This is a genomic window from Chryseobacterium sp. KBW03, assembly GCF_003852415.1.
GTDB classification, from domain to species: Bacteria; Bacteroidota; Bacteroidia; order Flavobacteriales; family Weeksellaceae; genus Chryseobacterium; species Chryseobacterium viscerum.
On sequence record NZ_QAJO01000010.1, the window covers coordinates 84683 to 106313 of the forward strand.

21 protein-coding genes are annotated in these 21631 nt (G+C 38.0%); 8 read left to right on the top strand and 13 right to left on the bottom strand.

Annotated features, from left to right (window positions below; genetic code table 11):
* The first annotated feature begins 79 nt into the window (after positions 1 to 79).
* Positions 80 to 862, top strand: coding sequence for a trypsin-like serine peptidase (locus tag DBR39_RS18625; protein ID WP_124535597.1), 783 nt, complete (start codon positions 80 to 82; stop codon positions 860 to 862).
* A 60-nt stretch (positions 863 to 922) separates the two neighbouring features.
* Here the strand turns inward: DBR39_RS18625 and DBR39_RS18630 are convergent, their stop codons facing one another.
* Entirely contained in the window at positions 923 to 1984 is a 1062-nt protein-coding gene (locus tag DBR39_RS18630; RefSeq protein ID WP_124535598.1) for a hypothetical protein, read from the bottom strand.
* Positions 1985 to 2118: 134 nt separating this feature from the next.
* Here DBR39_RS18630 and DBR39_RS18635 point away from each other — a divergent pair, with 134 nt between their 5' ends.
* From DBR39_RS18635 to DBR39_RS18655, 5 genes are all read left to right on the top strand, one after another.
* Entirely contained in the window at positions 2119 to 2700 is a 582-nt protein-coding gene (locus DBR39_RS18635) for an RNA polymerase sigma factor (protein WP_124535599.1), read from the top strand.
* A 61-nt stretch (positions 2701 to 2761) separates the two neighbouring features.
* Positions 2762 to 3919, top strand: a complete 1158-nt coding sequence (locus tag DBR39_RS18640) for a FecR family protein (RefSeq protein ID WP_185147225.1) — start codon at positions 2762 to 2764, stop codon at positions 3917 to 3919.
* 114 nt (positions 3920 to 4033) lie between these two features.
* Positions 4034 to 7567: a SusC/RagA family TonB-linked outer membrane protein gene (locus DBR39_RS18645; RefSeq protein WP_124535601.1), complete on the top strand. Its 3534-nt coding sequence runs from the start codon at positions 4034 to 4036 to the stop codon at positions 7565 to 7567.
* A gap of 10 nt (positions 7568 to 7577) precedes the next feature.
* Complete coding sequence (locus DBR39_RS18650) at positions 7578 to 8939, top strand: RagB/SusD family nutrient uptake outer membrane protein (RefSeq protein ID WP_124535602.1); 1362 nt, start codon at positions 7578 to 7580, stop codon at positions 8937 to 8939.
* Between the two features lie 24 nt (positions 8940 to 8963).
* A complete protein-coding gene (locus DBR39_RS18655) occupies positions 8964 to 10406 on the top strand; it encodes a TlpA family protein disulfide reductase (RefSeq protein ID WP_124535604.1) in 1443 nt (480 codons plus the stop codon).
* A gap of 48 nt (positions 10407 to 10454) precedes the next feature.
* Here the strand turns inward: DBR39_RS18655 and DBR39_RS18660 are convergent, their stop codons facing one another.
* From DBR39_RS18660 to DBR39_RS18670, 3 genes are all read right to left on the bottom strand, one after another.
* Positions 10455 to 10709 (bottom strand): hypothetical protein, encoded by a 255-nt coding sequence (locus DBR39_RS18660; protein WP_124535606.1) that lies wholly within the window; start codon positions 10707 to 10709, stop codon positions 10455 to 10457.
* A 94-nt stretch (positions 10710 to 10803) separates the two neighbouring features.
* Complete coding sequence (locus tag DBR39_RS18665) at positions 10804 to 11253, bottom strand: MauE/DoxX family redox-associated membrane protein (protein ID WP_124535608.1); 450 nt, start codon at positions 11251 to 11253, stop codon at positions 10804 to 10806.
* A 173-nt stretch (positions 11254 to 11426) separates the two neighbouring features.
* Positions 11427 to 11675, bottom strand: coding sequence for a hypothetical protein (locus DBR39_RS18670; RefSeq protein ID WP_124535610.1), 249 nt, complete (start codon positions 11673 to 11675; stop codon positions 11427 to 11429).
* A 442-nt stretch (positions 11676 to 12117) separates the two neighbouring features.
* Here DBR39_RS18670 and DBR39_RS18675 point away from each other — a divergent pair, with 442 nt between their 5' ends.
* Positions 12118 to 13782 carry a helix-turn-helix domain-containing protein gene (locus tag DBR39_RS18675; RefSeq protein WP_185147226.1) on the top strand — a complete coding sequence of 555 codons (1665 nt, stop codon included), beginning with the start codon at positions 12118 to 12120 and terminating at the stop codon, positions 13780 to 13782.
* A gap of 111 nt (positions 13783 to 13893) precedes the next feature.
* Positions 13894 to 16212: a hypothetical protein gene (locus tag DBR39_RS18680; RefSeq protein ID WP_124535614.1), complete on the top strand. Its 2319-nt coding sequence runs from the start codon at positions 13894 to 13896 to the stop codon at positions 16210 to 16212.
* A 154-nt stretch (positions 16213 to 16366) separates the two neighbouring features.
* Here DBR39_RS18680 and DBR39_RS18685 read toward each other — a convergent pair whose 3' ends face one another.
* The 9 genes from DBR39_RS18685 to DBR39_RS18725 form a co-directional block, all read right to left on the bottom strand.
* Positions 16367 to 17179 (bottom strand): PRTRC system ThiF family protein, encoded by an 813-nt coding sequence (locus DBR39_RS18685; RefSeq protein WP_124535616.1) that lies wholly within the window; start codon positions 17177 to 17179, stop codon positions 16367 to 16369.
* Complete coding sequence (locus DBR39_RS18690; RefSeq protein ID WP_124535618.1) at positions 17176 to 17883, bottom strand: PRTRC system protein B; 708 nt, start codon at positions 17881 to 17883, stop codon at positions 17176 to 17178. Before DBR39_RS18690 ends, DBR39_RS18685 begins: the two co-directional genes overlap by 4 nt.
* Before the next feature lie 11 nt (positions 17884 to 17894).
* Positions 17895 to 19055 carry a hypothetical protein gene (locus DBR39_RS18695; RefSeq protein ID WP_124535620.1) on the bottom strand — a complete coding sequence of 387 codons (1161 nt, stop codon included), beginning with the start codon at positions 19053 to 19055 and terminating at the stop codon, positions 17895 to 17897.
* 17 nt (positions 19056 to 19072) lie between these two features.
* A complete protein-coding gene (locus DBR39_RS18700; RefSeq protein WP_027374866.1) occupies positions 19073 to 19291 on the bottom strand; it encodes a PRTRC system protein C in 219 nt (72 codons plus the stop codon).
* An 11-nt stretch (positions 19292 to 19302) separates the two neighbouring features.
* A complete protein-coding gene (locus DBR39_RS18705; protein WP_124535622.1) occupies positions 19303 to 19857 on the bottom strand; it encodes a PRTRC system protein E in 555 nt (184 codons plus the stop codon).
* Positions 19844 to 20212, bottom strand: coding sequence for a hypothetical protein (locus DBR39_RS18710; RefSeq protein WP_124535624.1), 369 nt, complete (start codon positions 20210 to 20212; stop codon positions 19844 to 19846). The genes DBR39_RS18705 and DBR39_RS18710 overlap by 14 nt, the downstream gene beginning before the upstream one ends.
* A gap of 233 nt (positions 20213 to 20445) precedes the next feature.
* On the bottom strand, positions 20446 to 20763 hold the full coding sequence (locus DBR39_RS18715; RefSeq protein WP_124535626.1) for a penicillin-binding protein: 318 nt from the start codon (positions 20761 to 20763) through the stop codon (positions 20446 to 20448).
* A 5-nt stretch (positions 20764 to 20768) separates the two neighbouring features.
* Complete coding sequence (locus DBR39_RS18720) at positions 20769 to 21215, bottom strand: hypothetical protein (protein ID WP_124535628.1); 447 nt, start codon at positions 21213 to 21215, stop codon at positions 20769 to 20771.
* Positions 21212 to 21622: a hypothetical protein gene (locus DBR39_RS18725; RefSeq protein WP_124535630.1), complete on the bottom strand. Its 411-nt coding sequence runs from the start codon at positions 21620 to 21622 to the stop codon at positions 21212 to 21214. Before DBR39_RS18725 ends, DBR39_RS18720 begins: the two co-directional genes overlap by 4 nt.
* Positions 21623 to 21631 lie beyond the last annotated feature (9 nt).

A 21631-nucleotide genomic window follows, 5' to 3' on the forward strand; every position in this document is an offset into this window, starting at 1 on the left:
TATTTTTTGAGCTTGATCTATGTTTTTTATTATTGAAATATTGTAACTTTATTCATAGCCCATTAAAAACTAATTAATTATGAAAAAGTCAATAGCAATCCTGTTATTATTGCTTACCAGCTTTTATGGTTTTGGACAATTACCTTCAAAACTGGAAAAAATCAGCAATACAAGAATAGATCCTTTCAACAATATTTGTTACCTTAATATTTACCGAGACAGGGCCTGGCCGAAAAAAGATGGTTCCAATGCATCAACCGCTTTCTTTATTACACCGAATATAATACTGACGGCTGCTCACAATATTCATTCTGTTAAAGGCAGTAAAGTAACATCAATAGAGATTATACCAGGTAAAAATTATAAAGAATTTCCTTTCGGAACATTGGAAATAAAAGGAGAAAAGGAATGTGATGCCGCTATTAAAACACATCCCGAATATTCGTTCTTCCAACTCAGTGGTAATAGGATAAAACATGATTTTGGCATAATCATTCTACCATCTACAAATTTTAAAGATCTAAAGAAAAATAGCTTTGTACTTGATGATCACTATTCTTTAAAAGTTGGAGACACGCTCAATGTCGCAGGCTATCCCGCTGATCCGGATTATGGTTATGACGGTGATTTTATTACTTTTCAGACAGACACATGCTCTTTTGTTGGCAATAAGATCTTCAATCATAATTTAGACACCTATAGAGGAAATAGTGGCTCACCGATATGGGTAAAAAATGGTGGTAAAAATATTTTGGTAGGTATTCACACTTTCGGCAATGCTGGAACCTTGCTGGACAAAGAAAATATGGCTTTGATCAAGGAATGGTTAAAATCTTACAGTATGACTGCCGATAATCAGTAATCTACAACAAAAACTTTAACACACCAGATTTAGCAAGTGTAAATCTGGTGTATAGAAATGTTATTGACTGAGCAGGGCTTTTCGTACCTTACTAACTTCTATCCTGTCGACAAGGTTTGAGGTTAGGTAATTTTTAACATAAGTATTATTGATTTCCGCACTGAACATATTTTCCACTTTACTAACGAATCCTATTCCAATTGAGGCCGAGATATTTCCTATCATATCAGAACCCAAGGAGTTAAATTTTGTTTTGAGATCTGCTTTTAAAGTTTCTTCTGTCAATTTTGTCTTATTTATTTTTCCATCCAATTTGAATACCACTAAGCCTGTCGTTGCCGCACGCTGGCTTCCTGGAGCAGCATAATCTAGAAGTGCTCGTGCAAATCGGTCTGTTCCCAGTTTACTTTCAGATATACCATTTAAGGACTGGGAGAGTCTATCGAGGTAATCATCACGAAATTCTATAATCATCATAACTCCGTTGTAAGAGGTTTGGGAATTTATAAGGGAACTGAGATAATTTACGAGCGTTGCATCAGCATCAATATTGTTTGCTTTTAAATTCGCTTTTATGTTGGCTTCAATGGTTGAACTGAATTTTTTTGTAACCTTTTTTTCTAGTTGAAACGGTGCCGAAGTTATCGAGAACCGATCATTTTGAATCAGATTTTCAATTTCAATAAATTCATTTTTGAATAGAAGGCTCTTTTTGTCTTCGTACTTTGTTAGTTTTTCCCATTCAGTACAGAATTTAATGAAGTCAGGTCTTCCAACGATATCTTTATTGCGTTTCATTCTTGGAAGAGCAGCATTTTCATAGTATTCCATATTTATTTCATCTAACAGAGGATAAGAAGATTTGTCAACATAATTAAAAAGCATATTCGGCTCAATACTTGAAAAATGATCTCTGTAACTTCCAATCGTTTCATATGGAAAGTCGTTATTTCTGACAAGAACTTTCTTCAGTTCTAAATTCCATTTTTGATGTTCAACTTTCGTAGCACCGATAATGTCCTTAACATCTAAGTCTGTATTGAAAATTCGTACTTTTCCTTGACCAGATGTGATTTGGGTTGTAGCTATTAATAGAAAAATGGGCATAATAATGGTTTTCATATTTAAAATAGTTTAAAGGTTATAGCTACTTAAAGTTAAGAATTCACAATCACAAGAGCTTGAATTTTTTTTTAAATTTTCGATATTACACAACATTACTTAACTTTACTTAATCATTTACCAATTGCCCTATTATGACATCCCGAAATGTGATCGACGAAAGGGCACTGCTTTCCCAGTTTCAAAGCGGTGATAAACTTGCTTTTGACCGTATCTTCACGATGTTTCATTCTTCATTGGTATTTTTTGCAGACCGGTTACTTCTGAATATCGGGATGGAAATTTCAAAGGAAATTGTGCTGGACATCTTTCTGAAATTATATGACCGGAGGGAAGGATTTGAAACGCTTTCCAATATCAAAGCTTTTCTATACATATCCGTAAGAAATAGCTGTATCAAAGCTATTGAAAAGGAGAAGGTAAATCAGAAACGGTTTGACCTGTACTCCAAGAACTTTGATGAGTTTGAAAAAAATGTACTGGATAGTATTGTTCAGACCGAAGTATATGAAGAGCTCTACCGAGCAATTGATCTGTTGCCGGAACAATACCAGCTCATCATGGGCAGGCTTGTCAGCGGTGATACGCCAAAAGAAATATCCGAGGAGCTCGGTATTCCTGTCAGTACGATAAATACCCAAAAATCAAGAGCGCTTTCGCTATTAAAAAAATCCCTCTCAGGTGCCGGAATCGCACTTTTAATGATTTATTCATAATTTTTTAACTTTTTTGGGACAACGCAATATCTTTTCGGGTTTCTATCTTAAAATGAAACCGATGGATGAGCAACATATTCTTGATGAGTTAAAGATTGTCCCGCTCTTGACAAAGATTGTCAGAGGAGAGGTTCTTACCGTTCTCGAAGAGAAGACGGTTGAGGTCTGGCTCAGTCAGAGCAGTGCGAACCGTGCTTTCTTTGAACACCTGAAAGACGACGAGCATGTTGCCCGTGAGCTTTTAAAGCTGGAGCTTGCTGGTTCTAGCACTACTTCGGAACTTGAAAAATTACATGGGGTATTGAAGAAACGCCAGTCCCATTATAAGCGTGTTGTTTATTGGACCTCTGCTGCTGCCGTATTCCTGTTTTTTTCGCTTACCCTGCTTCTATACAGGTTTTATCAGTCCAGACAGTCCATCCTTGAGACTGTCAATATGGCCACGGCCGACATTGAGCCGGGTAAGGATCAGGCGACATTGACTTTCGACGATGGTCAGGTCATTGATCTGGAAGGAAAGACCGTGAAGAGCGATGCCACTGGTGTAACCTATCTGGATGGTAAAGCTATTACAGCGTCAAAGACGCAGTTTGCAACACTTACAACACCACGTAAAGGACAATATAAAGCGGTGCTGCCGGATGGAACGACCGTTTGGCTTAATGCCGAATCCAAACTTAAGTATCCTACAAAATTTGCGGGTGTGGAACGACTGGTTGAACTTGAGGGGGAAGGCTATTTTGAAGTTACGCATAATGCTTCAAGGCCATTTATAGTTGAATCAAAAGGCCAGCGGGTCAAGGTTCTTGGAACAAAGTTCAATATTAATTCGTATGCTAACGAGGAATATTCAAGGACGACACTTATTAGCGGAAGTGTTGAATTGAGAAATCTACAAAATGAGTTGTTAGTAAGACTGAAACCTGGGGAGCAGGGTAGATTTGTGCTCGGTGGTATTGACGTCAAAAAAGTTGATGCGGAGTCTTTTATAGGATGGACTGAGAATGAATTCCAGTTTAAAGGAGCTCAACTTGTGGAGGTTCTGAGGCAACTGGAGCGATGGTACGATATCGATGTGGATTATAAAAATGTTCCGAGTACAAAAGTCTATGCTACAATCAGCCGGGATAAAAAATTGACGAGCGTACTCTATGCGCTTGGAGAAATTACAGATTTAAAATTTAAAATGAGCGGAAGGAGGATTGAGATCAAGAAATAAAGATTTACTGTTTCATATGTTGGCCTGAAATAATGCCGGAGTGTTAGCGCACTCCGGCGATCGGGTCTATATACTAGAGTTTCGAGCAACTAATAATTAACCCTACACAAATCTATGAAAAAACATGATTTTTCCAACATGGAAAACGTACCGCAGGTGGCGGATATGTTTTCGGGCAGGAAAAAATTGCTGCGTGCAGGCTTAAAGAGTACCCTATTCTTTATGCTTCTTGCTAGCGGTACTGCTATTAAGGCGCAGCAGATCAGCCTTTCACTGCAGAAAGCGCCACTTTCAAAGGCGATTTCCGAAATACGGAAGAGCACAAAGTATGACTTTGCCTATAGTGAAGAACTATTAAAAAAAGCAGGTCCAATTTCCATCAACCTTAAAAATGCCAACATTACCGAGGTACTGAATAAGATGTTTGCTGGCCAACCGATCTCTTATAAGATCGCCGACGGCATTATCATTTTAAAAGAAAAACCAGCAAACGGAAATACATCCTCTTTAAAAAATAAGGAAACAATTAAAGGGAGGGTTGTAGATGAAAATGGCAATCCACTTGCGGGGGCAACCATTCAGGTAAAAGGAACAAATTTTACAGTAACTTCCGACAGTGCGGGATCTTTTGAAGTGCCCGGTGAATTTTCTGATTCCGATCTGATGATATCCTATCTGGGCTACGCACGGATGCAAGTCTCTGCAAAGAATGCCGAACGAATAGTACTTGTTACGAATTCCAATAGGATAGAAGAGGTGAGTGTTGTAGCGAGTGGCTATCAGTCCATCCCCAAAGAAAGGGCTACCGGATCTTTTTCAAAAGTTGATAATGCGACTTTTAACCGTCAGGTTTCGACCGATGTGATCAGCAGGCTAAAAGGAATTGCACCATCTATTTTATTTGACGAGCGTTCAGGATCTCCTAAACTAACAATTCGGGGACAGGCTACGATCTTTGGTAACGATCAGCCGCTAATTGTTGTTGATAATTTTCCTTATGAGGGTGATATCAACAATATCAACCCGAATGATATTGAGGATATTGATATTTTGAAGGATGCGGCAGCAGCATCAATCTGGGGAGTTCGTGCTGGCAATGGTGTGATCGTCATAAAAACTAAAAAAGGACTAGCAGACCAGCCGATGAATATAGGTTTTACCTCAAATCTCACAATCGGTCAGAAGCCTGATCTTTATTATTTGCCTAAGATCGCATCTACTGATTTTATCGATATCGAAAAAATGCTCTTCGAAAAAGGTTATTACAATACGATTATCAGTAATACCACTGCTAATAGACCTTATTCACCAGTGGTTCAAATTTTGAATAATCAAAAGAATGGATTTATTACATCGGATGAAGCAAATATTCAAATTGATGGTTTAAGAAAGTATGAACTGCGTGATGATATGTCGAAATATCTATACCAAAATGCGGTTAAACAACAGTATTCCCTAAACCTTAGCGGAGGAACCAAAAAGTACAGTTACTATTTTTCTTCGGGTTTTGATAAAAATAGAGATTCTGAAAAAGGTGAAGGTTTCAATAGGATAAGTATCAACAGTAACCAAATTTTTAGGCCGATTGATCGTTTGGAGATATCTGCTGGTATTTCCTATAACCAGAATAAACAATCTAAGTCGAATGTTATATCGATGCTGAATAATATGGGAACGGAATTGATGTATCCATATGCAAGATTGGTAAATGACAATGGTGACCTTGCAATTGTTATTAAGGATGTTAGTACTGTCTTGAAAGATAAAGCATTAGCTGCAGGGTTACTTAACTGGGATTTTATTCCACTTCAGGAACTCAAGTATCAAAATAATAAATTCAAACAGTCTGAAATGCGGCTCAATACTGCTATTCGGTACATCTTTATTCCCGTTTTATCAGCCGAGGTACGGTTTCAGTATGAAAACCAGCAGGGGAGGAGAAGGAACTATTATGATCCTGAAAGCTATTTAATGCGCGATCAGATCAATAGATTCACCACGATTAACAATGGTGTACTTACCCGCAATATTCCCATTGGAGGAAGATTGGACAATACCAGTTCTGAATTAACTGCACTGAATGGCCGTTTCCAGTTAAATTACGATCAGAAATGGAATAAACATCAGGTCAATGCTATTGCCGGATTTGAAGTTAGAGAAACAAAAGCGAATAGTATTAGCTCAAGGCAATATGGCTTTGATCCTAATGTAGGTTCAAGCATTTTTGTAGATTATATAACTCGCTTTTCCCAATATGGTAAAGGCGGAACTTCTACAATTTCAAATTTTGATAATTATACAGGAACTGTTGATCGAATTCGATCCTATTATATAAATGGCGCATACAACTATGATCTTAAATATGTTCTTTCAGCAAGTGCGCGTGTCGATCAATCCAATCTTTTTGGCGTACGAACGAATCAAAAATCCGTTCCACTTTGGTCAATGGGAGCAAAATGGAATATTAATAAAGAGGATTTTTACCAGCTTGATTGGCTACCGCACTTAAGTCTTAGATCAACTTTCGGATATAGTGGAAATATTGACAGAACAACGACCGCTTATACTACAGCGCGCATTTCGAAAAATTATTATAATAACTTACCAAATGCTGATCTTGTGACGCCACCAAATAATGAACTACGTTGGGAACGTAATCGGATGTTTAATATCGGCGCAGATTTCGCTTTAAAGAACAACAGACTTTCAGGGAGCATTGAATATTTTAACCGAAATGGAAAAGATCTTATAGGTAATGGAGACATAGATCCTACTATAGGATTTGCTTCCTTTCGCGGAAATGTTGCAAATATGACTGGAAAGGGTATTGATATCGAGTTGAATTCTATAAACATTCAGTCCCCATCTTTTAATTGGAAAACAACTGCAATTTTTTCTTATGCTACAGATATTATTACCGCCTATAAGCGACCCACAAGTCTAAGCAATTTTGTTACAGATAATAGTATCATAAGAAATGCGTCACTTTACAATCCTGTGGTCGGAAGATCATTATTTGGTATTTACAGTTATCCTTGGGCAGGGTTAGATCCTGAAACGGGACAGGCTAGAGGTTATTTGGATGGGCAACCATCTGTACAATATGCACAGATAACTCAGCAACTAGCGGATGATCCTGAAAATAGATTGATTTATCATGGAAATGCCCTTGCACCTTACTTTGGTGCATTACGAAATACAGTAAGCTATAAAGGGTTTGATTTTTCCTTCAATATTACCTACCGTTTCGGTTACTATTTTAAACGAAATTCGATTATGTATACTGCTCTTTATAATAATTATGGCTCGCATGGGGATTATTATAGAAGGTGGCAAAAACCAGGTGATGAATTAACAACGAATGTTCCTGCAATGGTTTATCCGGGAGTAAATGTAGCGGACCAGTATTATATTAATTCAGAAGTATTGGTAAGCAAAGGTGATCATATCAGACTTCAAGATATAAACCTATCCTACAATCTTGATCCGAAACTGACCCAAAAACTTCACCTAAAGAATTTACGTCTTTTCGGTTATGTAAATAATGTTGCTATGATCTGGAAGGCTAACAAAGAAAATTTAGATCCTGATTTTCCTACATCTAAGCCTTTAAGGACTTTTACTTTGGGAATTAACTGTAACCTTTAATCGCACTGCTATGAAAAAGATAATAAAATCACTTCTACCAATAGCTTTCTTGTTTCTTATGCCATCTTGTTCAAAAGATTGGCTTGAGGAAAAACAGGATATTAAACTTGTTGTTCCTACAACTCTGAATGATCTAAGCCTTTTGATGAATTCAAGTCAATTTCTTTATGATGGGCGAGGGGCAATGGAAGTTTCTTGTGATGATCTCGAAGTGTCGCTTGAACAATACAATGGTTTAAGTACTGATTTTGAACGAAAATTATTGACTTGGAACGTGGATATATTTCCAAAGTTGGGGAATGGTATTACACTAGAAGAGTGGGAGCTACCGTACGCTCAGATTCAAGTTTGCAATGTAGCCTTGAAAGCTCTTGAAAAAATAATAAGAACCGCTAGTAATGGCGAACTGTATGATCGGATAAAAGGCACAGCATTGTATCACAGGTCGCGTGCATTTTTAAACCTAGCCATGACCTTCTGTAAGTATTATGATGCTTCAACAGCTGACACAGATCTTGGAATCCCAATTAAATTAGATGAAGACATCAACGAACCAATTTTTCGCAGTACTTTAAAACAAACCTATCAAAGAATAACAGACGATCTTAGCTTAGCCGCTATGTTATTACCTCAGAATGCAATCTCGGTTACCCATATCACTAACGCTGGAGCATATGCGTTGTTGGCTAGAACATATCTATATATGAATGATTACGGAAAAGCTTATGATGCAGCTCAAAATTCGTTAAAATTTTACTCAGTTCTTGATGATTACAATACTTTTAATGCTGGGGATTCGCGTCCTTTTTTATCTAAGAGTAAAGAAGTGCATATTATGATAGAGATGGCCACCCCATATAATACAGCGGTTGGGTTATCCTCTTATATACCTGATGACCTCTACAGTCTTTACACAAATAATGACTTAAGGAAAATACTGTATTTTAGAATTCAGGACGGGAAAAATGTTTGGAGAGGTTCTCCAATAGGGAATAATCTTGGTGGTACTGCAACTAATGAGGTTATTCTCATAGGAGCAGAGTGTGCTGCCAGAATGGGGAATAAGATAAAAGCTGTAGAATTACTTAATATACTACTGATAAAAAGATTTAAAACAGGAACATTTATTCCTATCGCAGTAACTACTGATACTGAAGCTCTCGATAAAATATTGTTGGAAAGAAGAAAAGAATTATTAAAAAGAGGACTTCGCTTTCAGGATTTAAAACGTCTCAATAAAGATCCACGTTATGCAAAAACACTGACGCGGATTGTTGGGGATCAAACCTACACTCTTTTACCCAATGATAAACGCTACCTACTGCCAATTCCTCAATACATTATCAACTATAATGGAATAGAACAGAATTGATATATTCAACCAGAATCAATAACAATGAAAAAGAAATTATTTTTTACTATGCTATATATTGTTATGGCACAGCTTTCCATCGCCCAAAAAAAAACCATCATTAATATAAAATTTGAGAATTTTAAAGATTCTGTTATCCGACTATCAATTCCGGTTGTCGACGGTAAATTTGAGCGAAAGTCAGTTCATGAATATATCTCAGAGAAGAATGATGGAAATTTCCATTTTGATTTTCCACTGAAAAATAGTGCAACAATATCTATCTACTCAAATATAATTGGCAGTCTAATTTTCATACCAGGAACTTTTACTATTCTAATCAATCCAGGAGATAGTTTAAATTTTATTCTTCGAGATAATAAATTGGGTTTGACTAATATGGAAATTAGTGGTAGAGGCTCAGAAAAGTTAAATATGATAAAAGCAGTTGCTAATAAGGTGAATTCAAGTCATTTATTTACAAAATCTTACAGAAAGCAGAGTATTACTGAAAGATTCTTGGAGGTCGATAGATCGCTTGACATAATTGATTCAATGTTCAATATGAATCCCCAAAAACTGACCAGAGATTTCAGGCTTGCCAAAGCCCAATTGGTCAATCAAACTTTGGATGCACTCATATCGCAATCAGTTGATCAATATGATGATTCTGTGGCTACATTATTTAAAAAGTTTATAGTGAACAAAAATCGAATTAATCCACTTTTGGACAGTTTAACAATCGAACATTTTGGTGGGATGCATGTTCTTCCTTACTATATTTATTTATCAAATATGGATGAATTAGGAGATAGATATGATCTTTTTCGATACAGATATCCTTTAGAATATAGTTCTTTAGTTCAGAAAGAATTTGGGCGATTTTCCTTTGTTAGGGATTATCTGTTGTCGGATAACACTATGAGTATATTTCGTAACAACTGGTATAGTAAGATATCTAAAGACACTTATAAACTTTATGTTTCCAAGGTTAATAGAAATAGTCGATATTTTCAAATAGTGGTCAATGAATTTAAACGACTTAAAGATGTACTGAAACCAGGAAGTCCATTTTATAATTTTAATTTACCTGATACGAATGGTGTGAACCATCGATTAGATGATTTAAGAGGTAAGATTGTTATCTTAGATTTTTGGTTCACGGGTTGTGGAGCCTGTAAGACGCTGGCAACTCAATTGTCGAAGATTGAACCTCAATTTAAAAGTCACCAAATCCAATTTGTCTCTATCAGCGTTGATAAAACATTACCGGTTTGGAAACGCGGAATAGGTATATATTCTGTTGGAAGCGCACTACAGCTTTATACCGAAGGCAAAAGATATGACCATCCTATCATAAAGTTTGGAAATATTAACGCATTTCCTACACTAATAGTGTTAGATAGAGAAGGAAGGATTGTTGGAATTCCCCCACATCCAGTTACAGATCCAAAAGGATTCAAAGAGTACATAATGAAATGTTTATAAGAAAATAGAGCATGATTACGTGCTCTATTTTCATTTGTACAATAATTGCTATTGTTTAACTCCTGGGATCACGCCCTGTCCAGTTGGCAATTCAGTTTCAAGATCATATTCTTGTGCACAAATATTATTATTACCTTCACAAGGATGCAATGAGGGGTTATAGGCGTCTCCCATTGATCCATTAGGATTACGGTAAAAAATACCGGTGTCTTGGTCATTACTTTGTGCCGGCGCAAAAGAGAAAGCTGCGAAACTTCCGATTGCAATTGCTGCAACTCCTAATGTAATTCTTAAATTTTTCATGATGTTGGTGCTTTTTAAATCAAAAAGCTAAACTTTGGTTAGTTTTTCGCCTACTCTTGGTTCAGGTTTTCGGCTACCCCTGTTTGGTTATTAGTTAGTTATAAGTGGTCTGAACACTATCGTGTGGGGCTCGCTTTAGCGATGAAAAAGTGATCAGACCAATGCTATTAATTGCCAGTGCAATGAAATTAAAATAAAGCTGGTCGTTCCAGTTCATACCGTGGAATACTGCTATACATGAACATGGAATGCTCGGGGCAAATTTCAAAATGTAAATAAGATATGCAGTATAGATGATTATGACGGAAAGGGAAACTAATAGTCCTAATCCTCTCCAGTTCTTCTTGATCAATAGTATAACAATCCCGAGGTGTATAGCCTGCAAAACATACGGTAAGACAGATCCTCCTCCAGATAACAGATAAGCACCCTTAATCTGACGGTTGAATGTGTCGAAATCAAAGATTTTACTAGCGAATGTATATGCCCATAATAAGATGAGGATAAAAATGATCAGTTCGGAAATGATGTTCTTAATTCTCATGATGTGATAGTTTGGTGGTTGTTATAAATTTTTCGAAGGCAGGTTTTATTTGAGTATTCAAAAATCTGTTTTCAAAATTTTTATTTCATCAAATTTAGAGTGCCTTTTTGGTCAATTGCAAGAACTTGTTGTATCAGAAGGGACACGGACGGCGTATTAAAACGCACGGACAGTTAGTGTCTCCACTGATCCTTATCTTTTGGTGGCGGATCTGCAATCTCGACACCGCTTTCGTCGAGCTGCAAATTAGATGCTGTTTTCACCGTATCATTCTCTGTTTTTTGATACGTCGTTTTCTGTTTTCCTTTTTGCACCAGGCTGGTATTTTCCGGTGCCATATCCATTTCGTCCTGTCTGCACGATTCCATCGAGCAAAGGGAGAAAAGGATTATCGATATTGAGATAATCGTCTTTTTTTTCATGTTAAAATTTTTAGGATTATCTCGGCCGAGACGTGTTGAATTCTGATGACCAAATTATCAGTCTTGGCGCTAGTTTGAAACAGTTTGTGGTCTTAGGACATACACGGACGGTCTATTAATAGTGGTTTCCCGAAGTGTAACGAACTGAAAGAAAATATACTATTACAACCCTAAAAAAATTCTGCTTTGCCATATTTTTTGTAGTGTATTAGCAAGGACGGACGTGTATTAGAATCCTCGGACGGTGATATAATTTGCCATTTAGAGAATTGTAATTATTTGATAATCAGTGCTAAGTAAATGAAGTAAATGGTGGACAAACAATCTCTGTGGTGATTTATGTGGTATATTGTATTTTTTCTTAATTTTATAGTAATACTTAGCCATGCACCACCTGCCTTTTCGTTTTTTGTCAATCATATTCCTTTTTCTGTGTGAATCGTTGTTTGCACAGAAGGAAAAACTGAGCGAATTTTATCTGATCCAAAGACAATATGAAAGCAGGGCAGAAAATGATTCAACGGCTTTACCGCTGGTTCAAAAGCTGATCAGAATGGCAAAAGCCAAAGAAAACCAGATGCAATTGTATCTGGGTTACACTGACGCAAGGTACTATTCATCTGATCCCGCAATCAAATTAAAGTATGCAGATAGTGCAATATCGGTTGCTGTAAAAAAGAAGAATGACAGCCTTCTCAGTAGTGCCTATCTGAGTAAGGGAGTTGTTTACTACTTCTATCTAAAAAAGTATAAGCTTGCACTGAGTGAATATTTAAAAGCTTTTGAAAAAAACAAGAGCAGAAAAGATCCATATTACCGAAATAAGATCAATTACCATATCGGTGTTGTAAAAAGTTATATCGGATATTATGCCGATGCGCTGAGTGATTTCGAGGAAGCACGGCAATTTTTCGAGAATGAAACCAAGAAAGACCTGCACCCGAACCTCATGTATGGAAACCAGCGCGGATATAACAACACCTTGCACCAGATGGCGGTGTGCTATCGGAACCTGCATGATTTTAAAAAGTCCGATTCGTTAGTTGCTATAGGGCTGGGAAATACATGGAAGAACAGTGACTATAAACAGGAACATAGCTATTTTTTAAAGGAAGAGGGCATAAATAGATATCGCAAAGGGGATTTTGACGGCGCAATCCGATCGCTCCAAAATTCATTGCAGAACCTGATAGCAATCAATGACTTTTCATGGTTGACGGTATCTTATGCTTATCTGGGAAAGGCTCAGTGGAAGCTGGGGCACGCCGACGAGGGTATTAAGAATTTTGATAAAATTGATTCGATCTTTAACCGTCATTCTTTCGTGCTGCCTGAAGTGAGAGATGTTTATGAGGATCTTATCGTTTATTATAGAGATAAAAATGACGCCAGTAAAGCTTTGTATTATACTACCCAGCTTATTAAAGTTGATAAGGTACTAGAAAAGGATTTTATTTACCTCTCCTCTAAAATCCATAAAGAATATGATAGCAAAAGGCTTCTGCAGGAGAAAGCGCTGCTTGAAAGGCAGATATCAATGAGAGGTTGGCTGATTTTAACGACAATTTTTATTACAGCTTTCATTGCCTTCTATGTCGTCTTGCGTATCAGGTCAAGAAAGAAGGGTGCAGGAAACAACAGCCTGTTTGGTATTAACTTTGGCAGTAGTTCTCCAATACCGATTCAGGATGGTACATTTAGAATACGCCATTATAGCAGAACCGAAATAGGGCAGGACGTTGTTGATGAAATTCTGAACAAGCTAACGGAGTTTGAGATGAATAAAGAATTTCTTGAACAAAATATAGATCTAAAATCCGTCGCAAAAAAGTTTGAGGTCAATTCCAATTACCTCTCCAATGTCATCAATGAGCATAAGGGAGCAAGCTTCAATCGTTACCTTAGCGAATTGCGCATAAATTATATTACCGAAAAACTGATTACCGATCCACTTTACCGGAAATATAACAGTGCGACGCTGGCGAAAGAATGTGGAATTGCTTCCCGAACAAATTTTTCTGCGCTATTTACAGAAATAAACGGAATATCATTTTCGGATTTTATCCGCAAAATTAAATATGAGGACGGTATCATCATCGATCCCTAATAATTTATTATTTCAATCCTTGCGGAAAACCGTAAAAGTCTTCTGAATATTTAAATTAATTTTAATATTTTCATTTTTAACAAGAAGCCAAATAAAGACCAAATAGATTTTATGATAAATATTGATAATATTGTTGAAATTTGTGTAGCCATAGATATTGCGATCCTGGGCATTGCATATCCCATAATTGTGGATAAAACCTCCAATATCGGCGACAAATATCAATCCGAGTATCTTTTAACATTATTCAACTATGAAGATCCTCAAAAACCGTTTAATTTTACGGTTAGAGGAAAGGAGTTCAAAATCTCAACATTTAAACTCATTCTTTTCGCAACTCTTTTTTCGTTTTTATTTATAATTTTTAAAGTGGAACCGCCTTTCGGCTGGGATAACTTGTTTATTAATAATTCAGCAAATTTCCTTGTTTTTGCTTTCACGATAGTGTTAACTGTCAAGTTTTTTAAATGGTTAGAGAAAGTAAGTCTTTTTAATGGAAAATCTACAGCGTTATTAAGTCACATTATCAGAAAAAATGATGAGCTTCCGGAAAATGACGAAAAGCGGCAATATTATCTAAAAGCTATCAATGAACTCACATATTATGCAGTAGAAAAGCAGGACGAGCACTTGCAGGAAACGCTGCTGCAGTTTTACTACAAAACATTTGCAAATATCAGAAGAAACCACCCAAAGAATGAAGCGTTGGTATATCCAGTTGACCTGTATTTTATGGTTAACAAGATCAATGAAGAGGCTACCGTAGTTCACAACAGAAAACTCCGCGGCATTGAGCATAGAGCGGTCAGCGGGATATGGCTACTAGGGGAAGATTTTGAGGAGATCATCATATCCGATGACACGTATAGGACATTATGGTGGAATATTTATACGATCTGTGATTTTCCACGGTTGGTCAAAATGTTCTGGGCTCATTCACATCAATATTATGATCACCGACTGAAATTACTAATTCCAGATTTTGGCCCTGAGGGAGTGATCAGCAATTCGGTGGAAGTTGAAAGAAGAGATCTTGAACGCCAGCGGTTTCTTGAATTTCATTATGCACTGGGAGGTCTAATGTTTTATCGGGGCAAATATGATGTTTTGAAGTATTTTTTAGAATACACGCAAGCACAGCCACCCAGATATGTTTTACTGCCAAGAACAATGACTGAAATATTTCAATGGTTCGAGTATTTTGGGAATGAATTCAAAAATATAGGTGCACCCATTGACTTCAAATACTATTTCCCCGAGCTTGACAATCTCGGCAATAGAAGACAGGTCAGCTACTGGATATGCTGCTATATCACAGTCCTGTTCATCAGGCAATTTTTCTTAGGTCAATCTCCGCGGTATCAGCAGACTATAGTCGCACCAAATCTACCCGATGAAATAATAGAGCTAGGTAACTGGCTTGATCGGATGACTTTCTTTGAGAAATGCTTAAACGACGTTTTGCAGAATTCTGAGCTGCTTAAAACTTTGAATTATGAGGTAGACGAGGCTAAAGAGCAAGAATTGAGAGAATTTCTAGTAAAATTAAGACAAGATATAATCGATAAAATTGGTCAGCAAAAACTTCAGGCGGAGCTTTCACCGGAGATGATCCGACATTTTTATGAAGCTTCCAGCGCTGTTCTACAAGCTGCTTTTGATGAATACGATCCAATCTTTATTTCCGCGGATGAAGAGCATAAAAAGGCTAAAATAAAATTGACGGTTTCCGGTAGTACGATGTTGATTTCCAAATCCGCTTTTACCGAGGGCGATATCCCTCACTTGAACTCCGATACAATTTTAGCCTCAGCATTAGTAAGAGAAAGTATAAGAAAGTATATTCCGAACTCTTTTGCGATTGCAAGAACAAAAAGATATTTGCTTAAACCGGAAGATCTGATTGCCGGATTAACAAAATTGATTGATGGACAGTCGGGCATGGTGATCGTTGGAGTTAATCTGCAATACCAGGTTCAGCAGATTATTGAGGGTAGCCAATTTAAAGATCAGGTAAGAGCTATCCCCGCGACTGAATTTGGCGCTCAAGATCTGTTTTTTATTATGCGGGAAAAAGATTTGCCCGCTATAGAACATAGAGTATTGCAGCAGAATGAAATTGATGAATTACAGCTTGTAACAATTAATGAAGATCTAAAGATATACGCTTCGGTCATAGATATCAACAAAGCGGAAAACCGTTCCACAAGAGACCGATGGAGTTTAGATAATGAAGCTGGTGATCAAGACCTTAAAGTTCAGATGGCATTAGCTTTTTTAAGTGTCATACTTTGGAAAGATTCACGAGAAGTAATTCAGATCAGTGTCTACTCCGAATACAGGGAGCAGGGAATTCCTAACGTTTTAAATGATGTTAAACCGCTCGAAAACAGAAGGAACAATAACGATACAGATGAGTCTCAAGATTAAAATTATTAGAAGACTTATCTGCGAAGCCAATGGGATACTGTGTATCCCACAAATAACCCGCAACGGCTGTCGAAGCGGGGATAAGTAGATGGAAAAAGCCGTTGCAGCCGATTTTCGCGCCAAAAGCCAACGGCTTTTGGCCGCCGGCAGTTTTTCAACTGCCGACTGTGATAGGTTGTGATTTGAAATTTTGGAGATTCAGGAAAAAGCCACGATTTTCTGTCATTCCGGTTTTCAGCAGATTCCAAAGAAGGGAAGCTCCCAGTTGAGCAATGGTACTGTTAATGAAAAGATCCTGTCTGGCTAGTGATTCAGCAAGTGAACAGCTTGGCGCATCATCATTTTGCTCGGAGTTATGCATAACTTCGCCATACTCTTCGATGATTGAGGGCATTTTTTCAAAAGTCTTAAATTTTTTTGAGGTCGGTTGTTCTATCTTTCCGATTGTAGACAATAATCCCTGTCCTGAAAATTTGGTGTTGCCCAGATCAAGCCAATATCGACCTTTGTCCCTGTGGAATCCATATCCATGAGCAAGCTGATTAATTATTTCGGAAATTTCTATTCTTGATGCGACTGTGTCTGTACAGGATACATAAATAGATGCCCCAGCACCACTCGGTATTTTTCCATCCGAATCCCGATGAAATTTTCTTGTTTCTGCTTTCCAATTTGTTCCTGCCCATCGGTTAAGACGATTTATAATTGCCTGTGATTTAAAAAGATTTTTTTCGGATTCTGCAAAACGCTGTCTTCCTATATTGGAACCTGTTACTATATCATCATCCCAAAGATGCACGTCCAGTCCTGGGTGTTCAAGTTCCAACAGGCTGTGATTGATTTCCATCAGCGCTGTCATAAACTTGGAGCCTGTACCACCCGCACCGATTACATGTATACGAATCGGATTTGTGGGACTTAACAGATAGTTGTCCAAAAAATGGATATTTGTTTTCGCTGTTCTCATAACAGAATGTTTTTAAGTTTTTTAGCTGTTTTTACGAGCTTGTCATTCGGAAAAGTTTTTCCAGTACCTACAAGATTTTCCCATAGTATCACGCAGTTCCCGTTAACAGGATTATGGTCAGCCATCAGATGGGAAAAGTAGCTGTTGAAAAAGTAATTCTCCCACAGGGTCATCAGCTCATTGACTGTTCCTGTTTCAGTGGTGGCAATATCTACCGTACCCATACACACCGATCCATTTTCATAGACATTAAAAAATGGCGCATAATAGAGGGGAGTGTTGAGGGTGGGTTTTCTGTTTGTTGAAAGGGCATACAGATGTAGTGTCTGTCGGTCTGCGATCCATACTAAGGGAGGAATATGCGCTTTACCTGATTTTATGCCGAGATTCTTATCAAAGAAAAGTTCCCGAAATCCTGCTTTTGTGAACCAGACTATTGTCGATGATGTTGCATCAAAGCAAAGCAGGTTGCTTTGCAGAATGCCGTCCGATTTAAGGAGGTTCAGATTTTCCTCATTGACCTGCAATGCCGTGGAAAGCCTTTGACCTTCCATCACTGAAAGGGGATGCGGATTTACAGGCACGCCATTTTCCATGTCAAAATATTCGACATAAGATTCATTATATCCGCTATTACCCTGATAAATTACCAGTGCGCATATTGGGTCAAAGTAGGTTCCAAAACTGTTTGTAATATCTTCCATGATTTCAAGTGTTAAAAATTATGTTCCTGCCAAAGTCTGATAAGGTTGTCGATGGAATCAAAAACCTTGGTTTCAAAATCGAAATTGTTGTTTTCAATTTTTCTGTTGTCAATGGGTAAAAAGCGTGTTGGTTCATCTACTTCGGAACATTCCTGCAAGTCATTGTTTACGAAGTCGCAGAGTGTTTCAAATAGATTTCCTGTTATAGATGCGCAGAATGAAACATAGTTGTCCAATGTGATGGGACGATCATATTCATCGGTTATTTCCCTGTATCGCAATGGGAAGTATTTGCGGTCTATACGCACATTTGGATAGGTCTGATAAAGTTCGTAGAATGAACTGGCAATCCGATGGACATCACTTTCAAAATTATTTTTTGGTTCAAAGGTGGTAAGGAGTTTCTGAAAGGACAGCAGATGCTTTTTATCAGCAATTATTTCTTTGATATAGTCACCGATCAGCTCGGCATCACTGAACTCCAATGAACTTTCATCGTTAAAATCGTCGTCCTCTTCCTCTTCGGCATAGGAGTTTTCAAGCATGTCATACATGGAGTGCAGATAGCTGTCTTCATTTCTATAATAGGGTACAGTAAGTACCTGATAGATGTATGCATAAACCGAAATCAACAATTTACTGGATTTTGCTGTCTTTCTTTTATTTAAGATCGTATATAGCGGAATTACAGGGATATAGTATAATGTTGAGCCTGTATTATACCTGTCTTCCCGAGCAAAAAATGTACTTGTTCCATCGTTGACCAACCTAATTTCTTTCCAGTCGTTGGCATGGATTTTAAGTTGCTCTTTAAAATGTTTGAGCGATTCAGAAACGTTGTACGGAAATGGAAGGCTTTTACAATCCTGTACCGAAATATTCAGTTTTTTGGAGATCATGGAGAGGGACTGATAAAATTCCCTCTCCAATTTGGTACTGTGGTGTTTTTCTCCAATTTCAGGCTCCTGCAACCTAGAATAGAATTGCACTTTCAAAAAAGCATTGGTAACATCGCAGGTGGTACGGACTGCCGTCTGTCCCTGCGGAGTTCGCCTGCATCTTTTGGACGTTTCATCCATTTCGTGAACTCGCCCAACTGGCGGTGCAGTTGTGACTGGCTTTCGAGAGTAGGAAGTTTTACCGTTTGCGGATATGTTTTTTGCATGGTTCATGGGTTTTGAATTTTGGATTAACCTTTTGTTCCGATTACCGTCTCGAAGCGATATTCTACGATATCGTCAACGATTGTCGGACGTGAAATTTTCGCTGTTGTCAGGGCAGGGTAGTTGCTCGAATAAAAATTGAGTACCGCCTGTAGATTCCATTTCGGTTCAGGATCATCAAGCCTGATCTCTTGTTCTTTTTCTTTGAGGATAAATACCCGCTGAAGTGTTGTTGCTACTAACATAATATTGTATTTTAAGGGTTAAACTCCTGTTGTTCGGGCTGTTCTGCTTTTGGCTCCGAAGATGACCAGAGATCGGGGACAAACTGTTTTTCGTAGCTGTCCTGTTTTTTTCTGATTTCTTCTTTATGCTCAGGATAGTCCGCGACTTTTGGCAGAGCAGACCAAGCTTCCTTGTATTTACCTGCATTAGCGAGGGCATCGGCTTTTTGGACTGCTTCGCCGTATTTTTTGCCCTTAGCCTTTTCTTTGTCTGATTTCTGTTTTTCCATTTCGGAACTCGCCTGAGCCGTCTCCAGACCTTTAAGAAAGTTCTGCATATTTGAAATCAGTCCGTCTGCCATCTGAACTGGCTTTTTGATGTGTTCAAAAAATCCGCTGTCCAGTTCTTCGGGGCTTCCTTTCAGGTTAAAAGGGGGAATGATATTCTTCGCTTTGTCCCCGCAACTGTCGTTTTCAATCAAGATAGATGCGAGTATCGTGCTTTCTGTTGCCTTTGTAATGGATAGCGTCAATTTGCTGTTAATGTCCATCCTCGCAATCTGTCTGAAAAAATTAGCTGTTTCCATAATAGTTCATTGCTTTATCGCTTACGCATTCTGTGATATAGGATTCTGAAAAGCCCTGTTCCCGCAGGTAATTTTCATAAGCTTTCATTTCCCTTTTAAATTCCGCTGCACCTTCCTCGCCTGTGAGAAATAGTTTATGTGCCGTTCCATTTTTCAGTGCCTTTTGAATATCCCGATACAGTTCTTTGATATGCCTGCGCTGATCGGAAAGTTTACGCACTTCCATTGCGAACATCTGATACCGTGAAAGAATATCCAAGAAGGTAAATGCTTCGGCAATGTTCTGATTTTTGTAATTTTCGACAAACCTGTTATAGAGCCAGTCTGCGAACTTATATTTTGCCAGTGTTTCCATTTTTAATTTTTATGAGATTGTTTTTTTAAATTCCTGTCGTAGTTCATGCGGAAGCCGTTGTCATGGATTATTTTTTCAAGGCATTCCCTGACCATGTGCAATTGTTTCCGGTCTTCTCGGCAAATGTTCAGAACGTGGAGAAGTCCGAACTGCATCAGCATTTCAGCAACTGTGTGTAATGCTTGCGGTTCAGTATCAGTTTGACTACTCATGCTCTTTGGTATTTAGATTTTCTACGTAGTTTGTATAGGCTCCGTTACTTCTTTCCCTTTTCTGAACTTCTCCGTCGTGTAATTAAAATGTTCCTCGAACATGGCTACCTCTTTATCTACCAAACTGATGTAATAGCGGTAATCTGCATTGGCTCTTCTCTCGTCCATGGTACAGTGTTTTTTAAGCAGTTCAATTTCGCTATGACTGTTGTTAAAGCTGAGCAGAGCAATGAATAATTGCTCTACGATGTAGCCCTGTTCGGGTGCGCTCGAACTATCGGCAACACAGATAATTTGCTGTCCGCCTGATAAGGTGATATGTAAGTTTGATCGTGTCATGATGTTTAATTTTTGGAGGTTAGTATTTCCTGTATCAGTCTGAGGTCGAAATCAACCGTTCTGAATTTCATGTCCTCGAATGCTTCATAATTTGCCATCCCGCTCAGATGCACCCGAAGGCGATCACTTTTGATGCAGTCAAAATGTCTGCATAGCTGTTCTATTTCGCATTCCTGAGCTTCCAAGAAAGCAATTTCATTTCCATCGAGCCACTGCTCGTAGAATGGTATTTTAGCTGTCCTGCACAGCAGGAAAGAAATTCCGTGATCTTTTCGGTCGATGTAGCCCGAAAAGGATTCCACGTTCAGCAGTTCGTGCAGGTCTGTTGTCTCCACTGACTTTTTTAGCCAGTCCCCCCAAAGGGGGATAATGGCTACCTCGTGATTATTTCGTCCTTTCTCACTGAATGCTTTTAAAAGCATGACATCTGTCATTTTAGCTGATTTTTTCATGGCGAAGTATTAAAGTCGATGTCAATAAGTTTCCTTGTTCCAAACAGCATGTATATGGCATACTTTAATTCACTGCTACATGCTTTCTGCTCGGTATAATGCAGGATAGCGTGTAAAGTAAACAGGGAATCGTAGCCGTCAAATAATTGGTCCCTGAACGTTTTTTTATTTCTGTACAGTCTTGTACCGTTCCTGCTGTAGCTATTCTTAAAATTTGCTATAAACCTGAACCAGAGGTCAGCATCTATATTTTTTTCTGTCCACTGCGCATAGACCTGCTCCCGATTTTCCGCAAATAGGTCGGCTTCCTTTTTCATGAACTCGGTCAGCGCTTTCAGTTCATCGGGAAATAGGTTTGCAAGTAAATATGCCCTTTCCAAATTGTTCATCTGCTGTAAGTTTTTCATTTTTTTAAA

What these genes read in the sequence shown, in the direction of transcription:
- DBR39_RS18725 (WP_124535630.1), bottom strand. Translation starts at nt 21,622, where the DNA reads ATGAAAAACTTACAGCAGATGAACAATTTGGAAAGGGCATATTTACTT.
- DBR39_RS18680 (WP_124535614.1), top strand. Translation starts at nt 13,894, where the DNA reads ATGATAAATATTGATAATATTGTTGAAATTTGTGTAGCCATAGATATT.
- DBR39_RS18705 (WP_124535622.1), bottom strand. Translation starts at nt 19,857, where the DNA reads ATGGAAACAGCTAATTTTTTCAGACAGATTGCGAGGATGGACATTAAC.
- DBR39_RS18660 (WP_124535606.1), bottom strand. Translation starts at nt 10,709, where the DNA reads ATGAAAAATTTAAGAATTACATTAGGAGTTGCAGCAATTGCAATCGGA.
- DBR39_RS18625 (WP_124535597.1), top strand. Translation starts at nt 80, where the DNA reads ATGAAAAAGTCAATAGCAATCCTGTTATTATTGCTTACCAGCTTTTAT.
- DBR39_RS18720 (WP_124535628.1), bottom strand. Translation starts at nt 21,215, where the DNA reads ATGAAAAAATCAGCTAAAATGACAGATGTCATGCTTTTAAAAGCATTC.
- DBR39_RS18715 (WP_124535626.1), bottom strand. Translation starts at nt 20,763, where the DNA reads ATGACACGATCAAACTTACATATCACCTTATCAGGCGGACAGCAAATT.
- DBR39_RS18635 (WP_124535599.1), top strand. Translation starts at nt 2,119, where the DNA reads ATGACATCCCGAAATGTGATCGACGAAAGGGCACTGCTTTCCCAGTTT.
- DBR39_RS18690 (WP_124535618.1), bottom strand. Translation starts at nt 17,883, where the DNA reads ATGGAAGATATTACAAACAGTTTTGGAACCTACTTTGACCCAATATGC.
- DBR39_RS18640 (WP_185147225.1), top strand. Translation starts at nt 2,762, where the DNA reads ATGGATGAGCAACATATTCTTGATGAGTTAAAGATTGTCCCGCTCTTG.
- DBR39_RS18650 (WP_124535602.1), top strand. Translation starts at nt 7,578, where the DNA reads ATGAAAAAGATAATAAAATCACTTCTACCAATAGCTTTCTTGTTTCTT.
- DBR39_RS18630 (WP_124535598.1), bottom strand. Translation starts at nt 1,984, where the DNA reads ATGAAAACCATTATTATGCCCATTTTTCTATTAATAGCTACAACCCAA.
- DBR39_RS18700 (WP_027374866.1), bottom strand. Translation starts at nt 19,291, where the DNA reads ATGTTAGTAGCAACAACACTTCAGCGGGTATTTATCCTCAAAGAAAAA.
- DBR39_RS18695 (WP_124535620.1), bottom strand. Translation starts at nt 19,055, where the DNA reads ATGAACCATGCAAAAAACATATCCGCAAACGGTAAAACTTCCTACTCT.
- DBR39_RS18670 (WP_124535610.1), bottom strand. Translation starts at nt 11,675, where the DNA reads ATGAAAAAAAAGACGATTATCTCAATATCGATAATCCTTTTCTCCCTT.
- DBR39_RS18645 (WP_124535601.1), top strand. Translation starts at nt 4,034, where the DNA reads ATGAAAAAACATGATTTTTCCAACATGGAAAACGTACCGCAGGTGGCG.
- DBR39_RS18685 (WP_124535616.1), bottom strand. Translation starts at nt 17,179, where the DNA reads ATGAGAACAGCGAAAACAAATATCCATTTTTTGGACAACTATCTGTTA.
- DBR39_RS18655 (WP_124535604.1), top strand. Translation starts at nt 8,964, where the DNA reads ATGAAAAAGAAATTATTTTTTACTATGCTATATATTGTTATGGCACAG.
- DBR39_RS18710 (WP_124535624.1), bottom strand. Translation starts at nt 20,212, where the DNA reads ATGGAAACACTGGCAAAATATAAGTTCGCAGACTGGCTCTATAACAGG.
- DBR39_RS18665 (WP_124535608.1), bottom strand. Translation starts at nt 11,253, where the DNA reads ATGAGAATTAAGAACATCATTTCCGAACTGATCATTTTTATCCTCATC.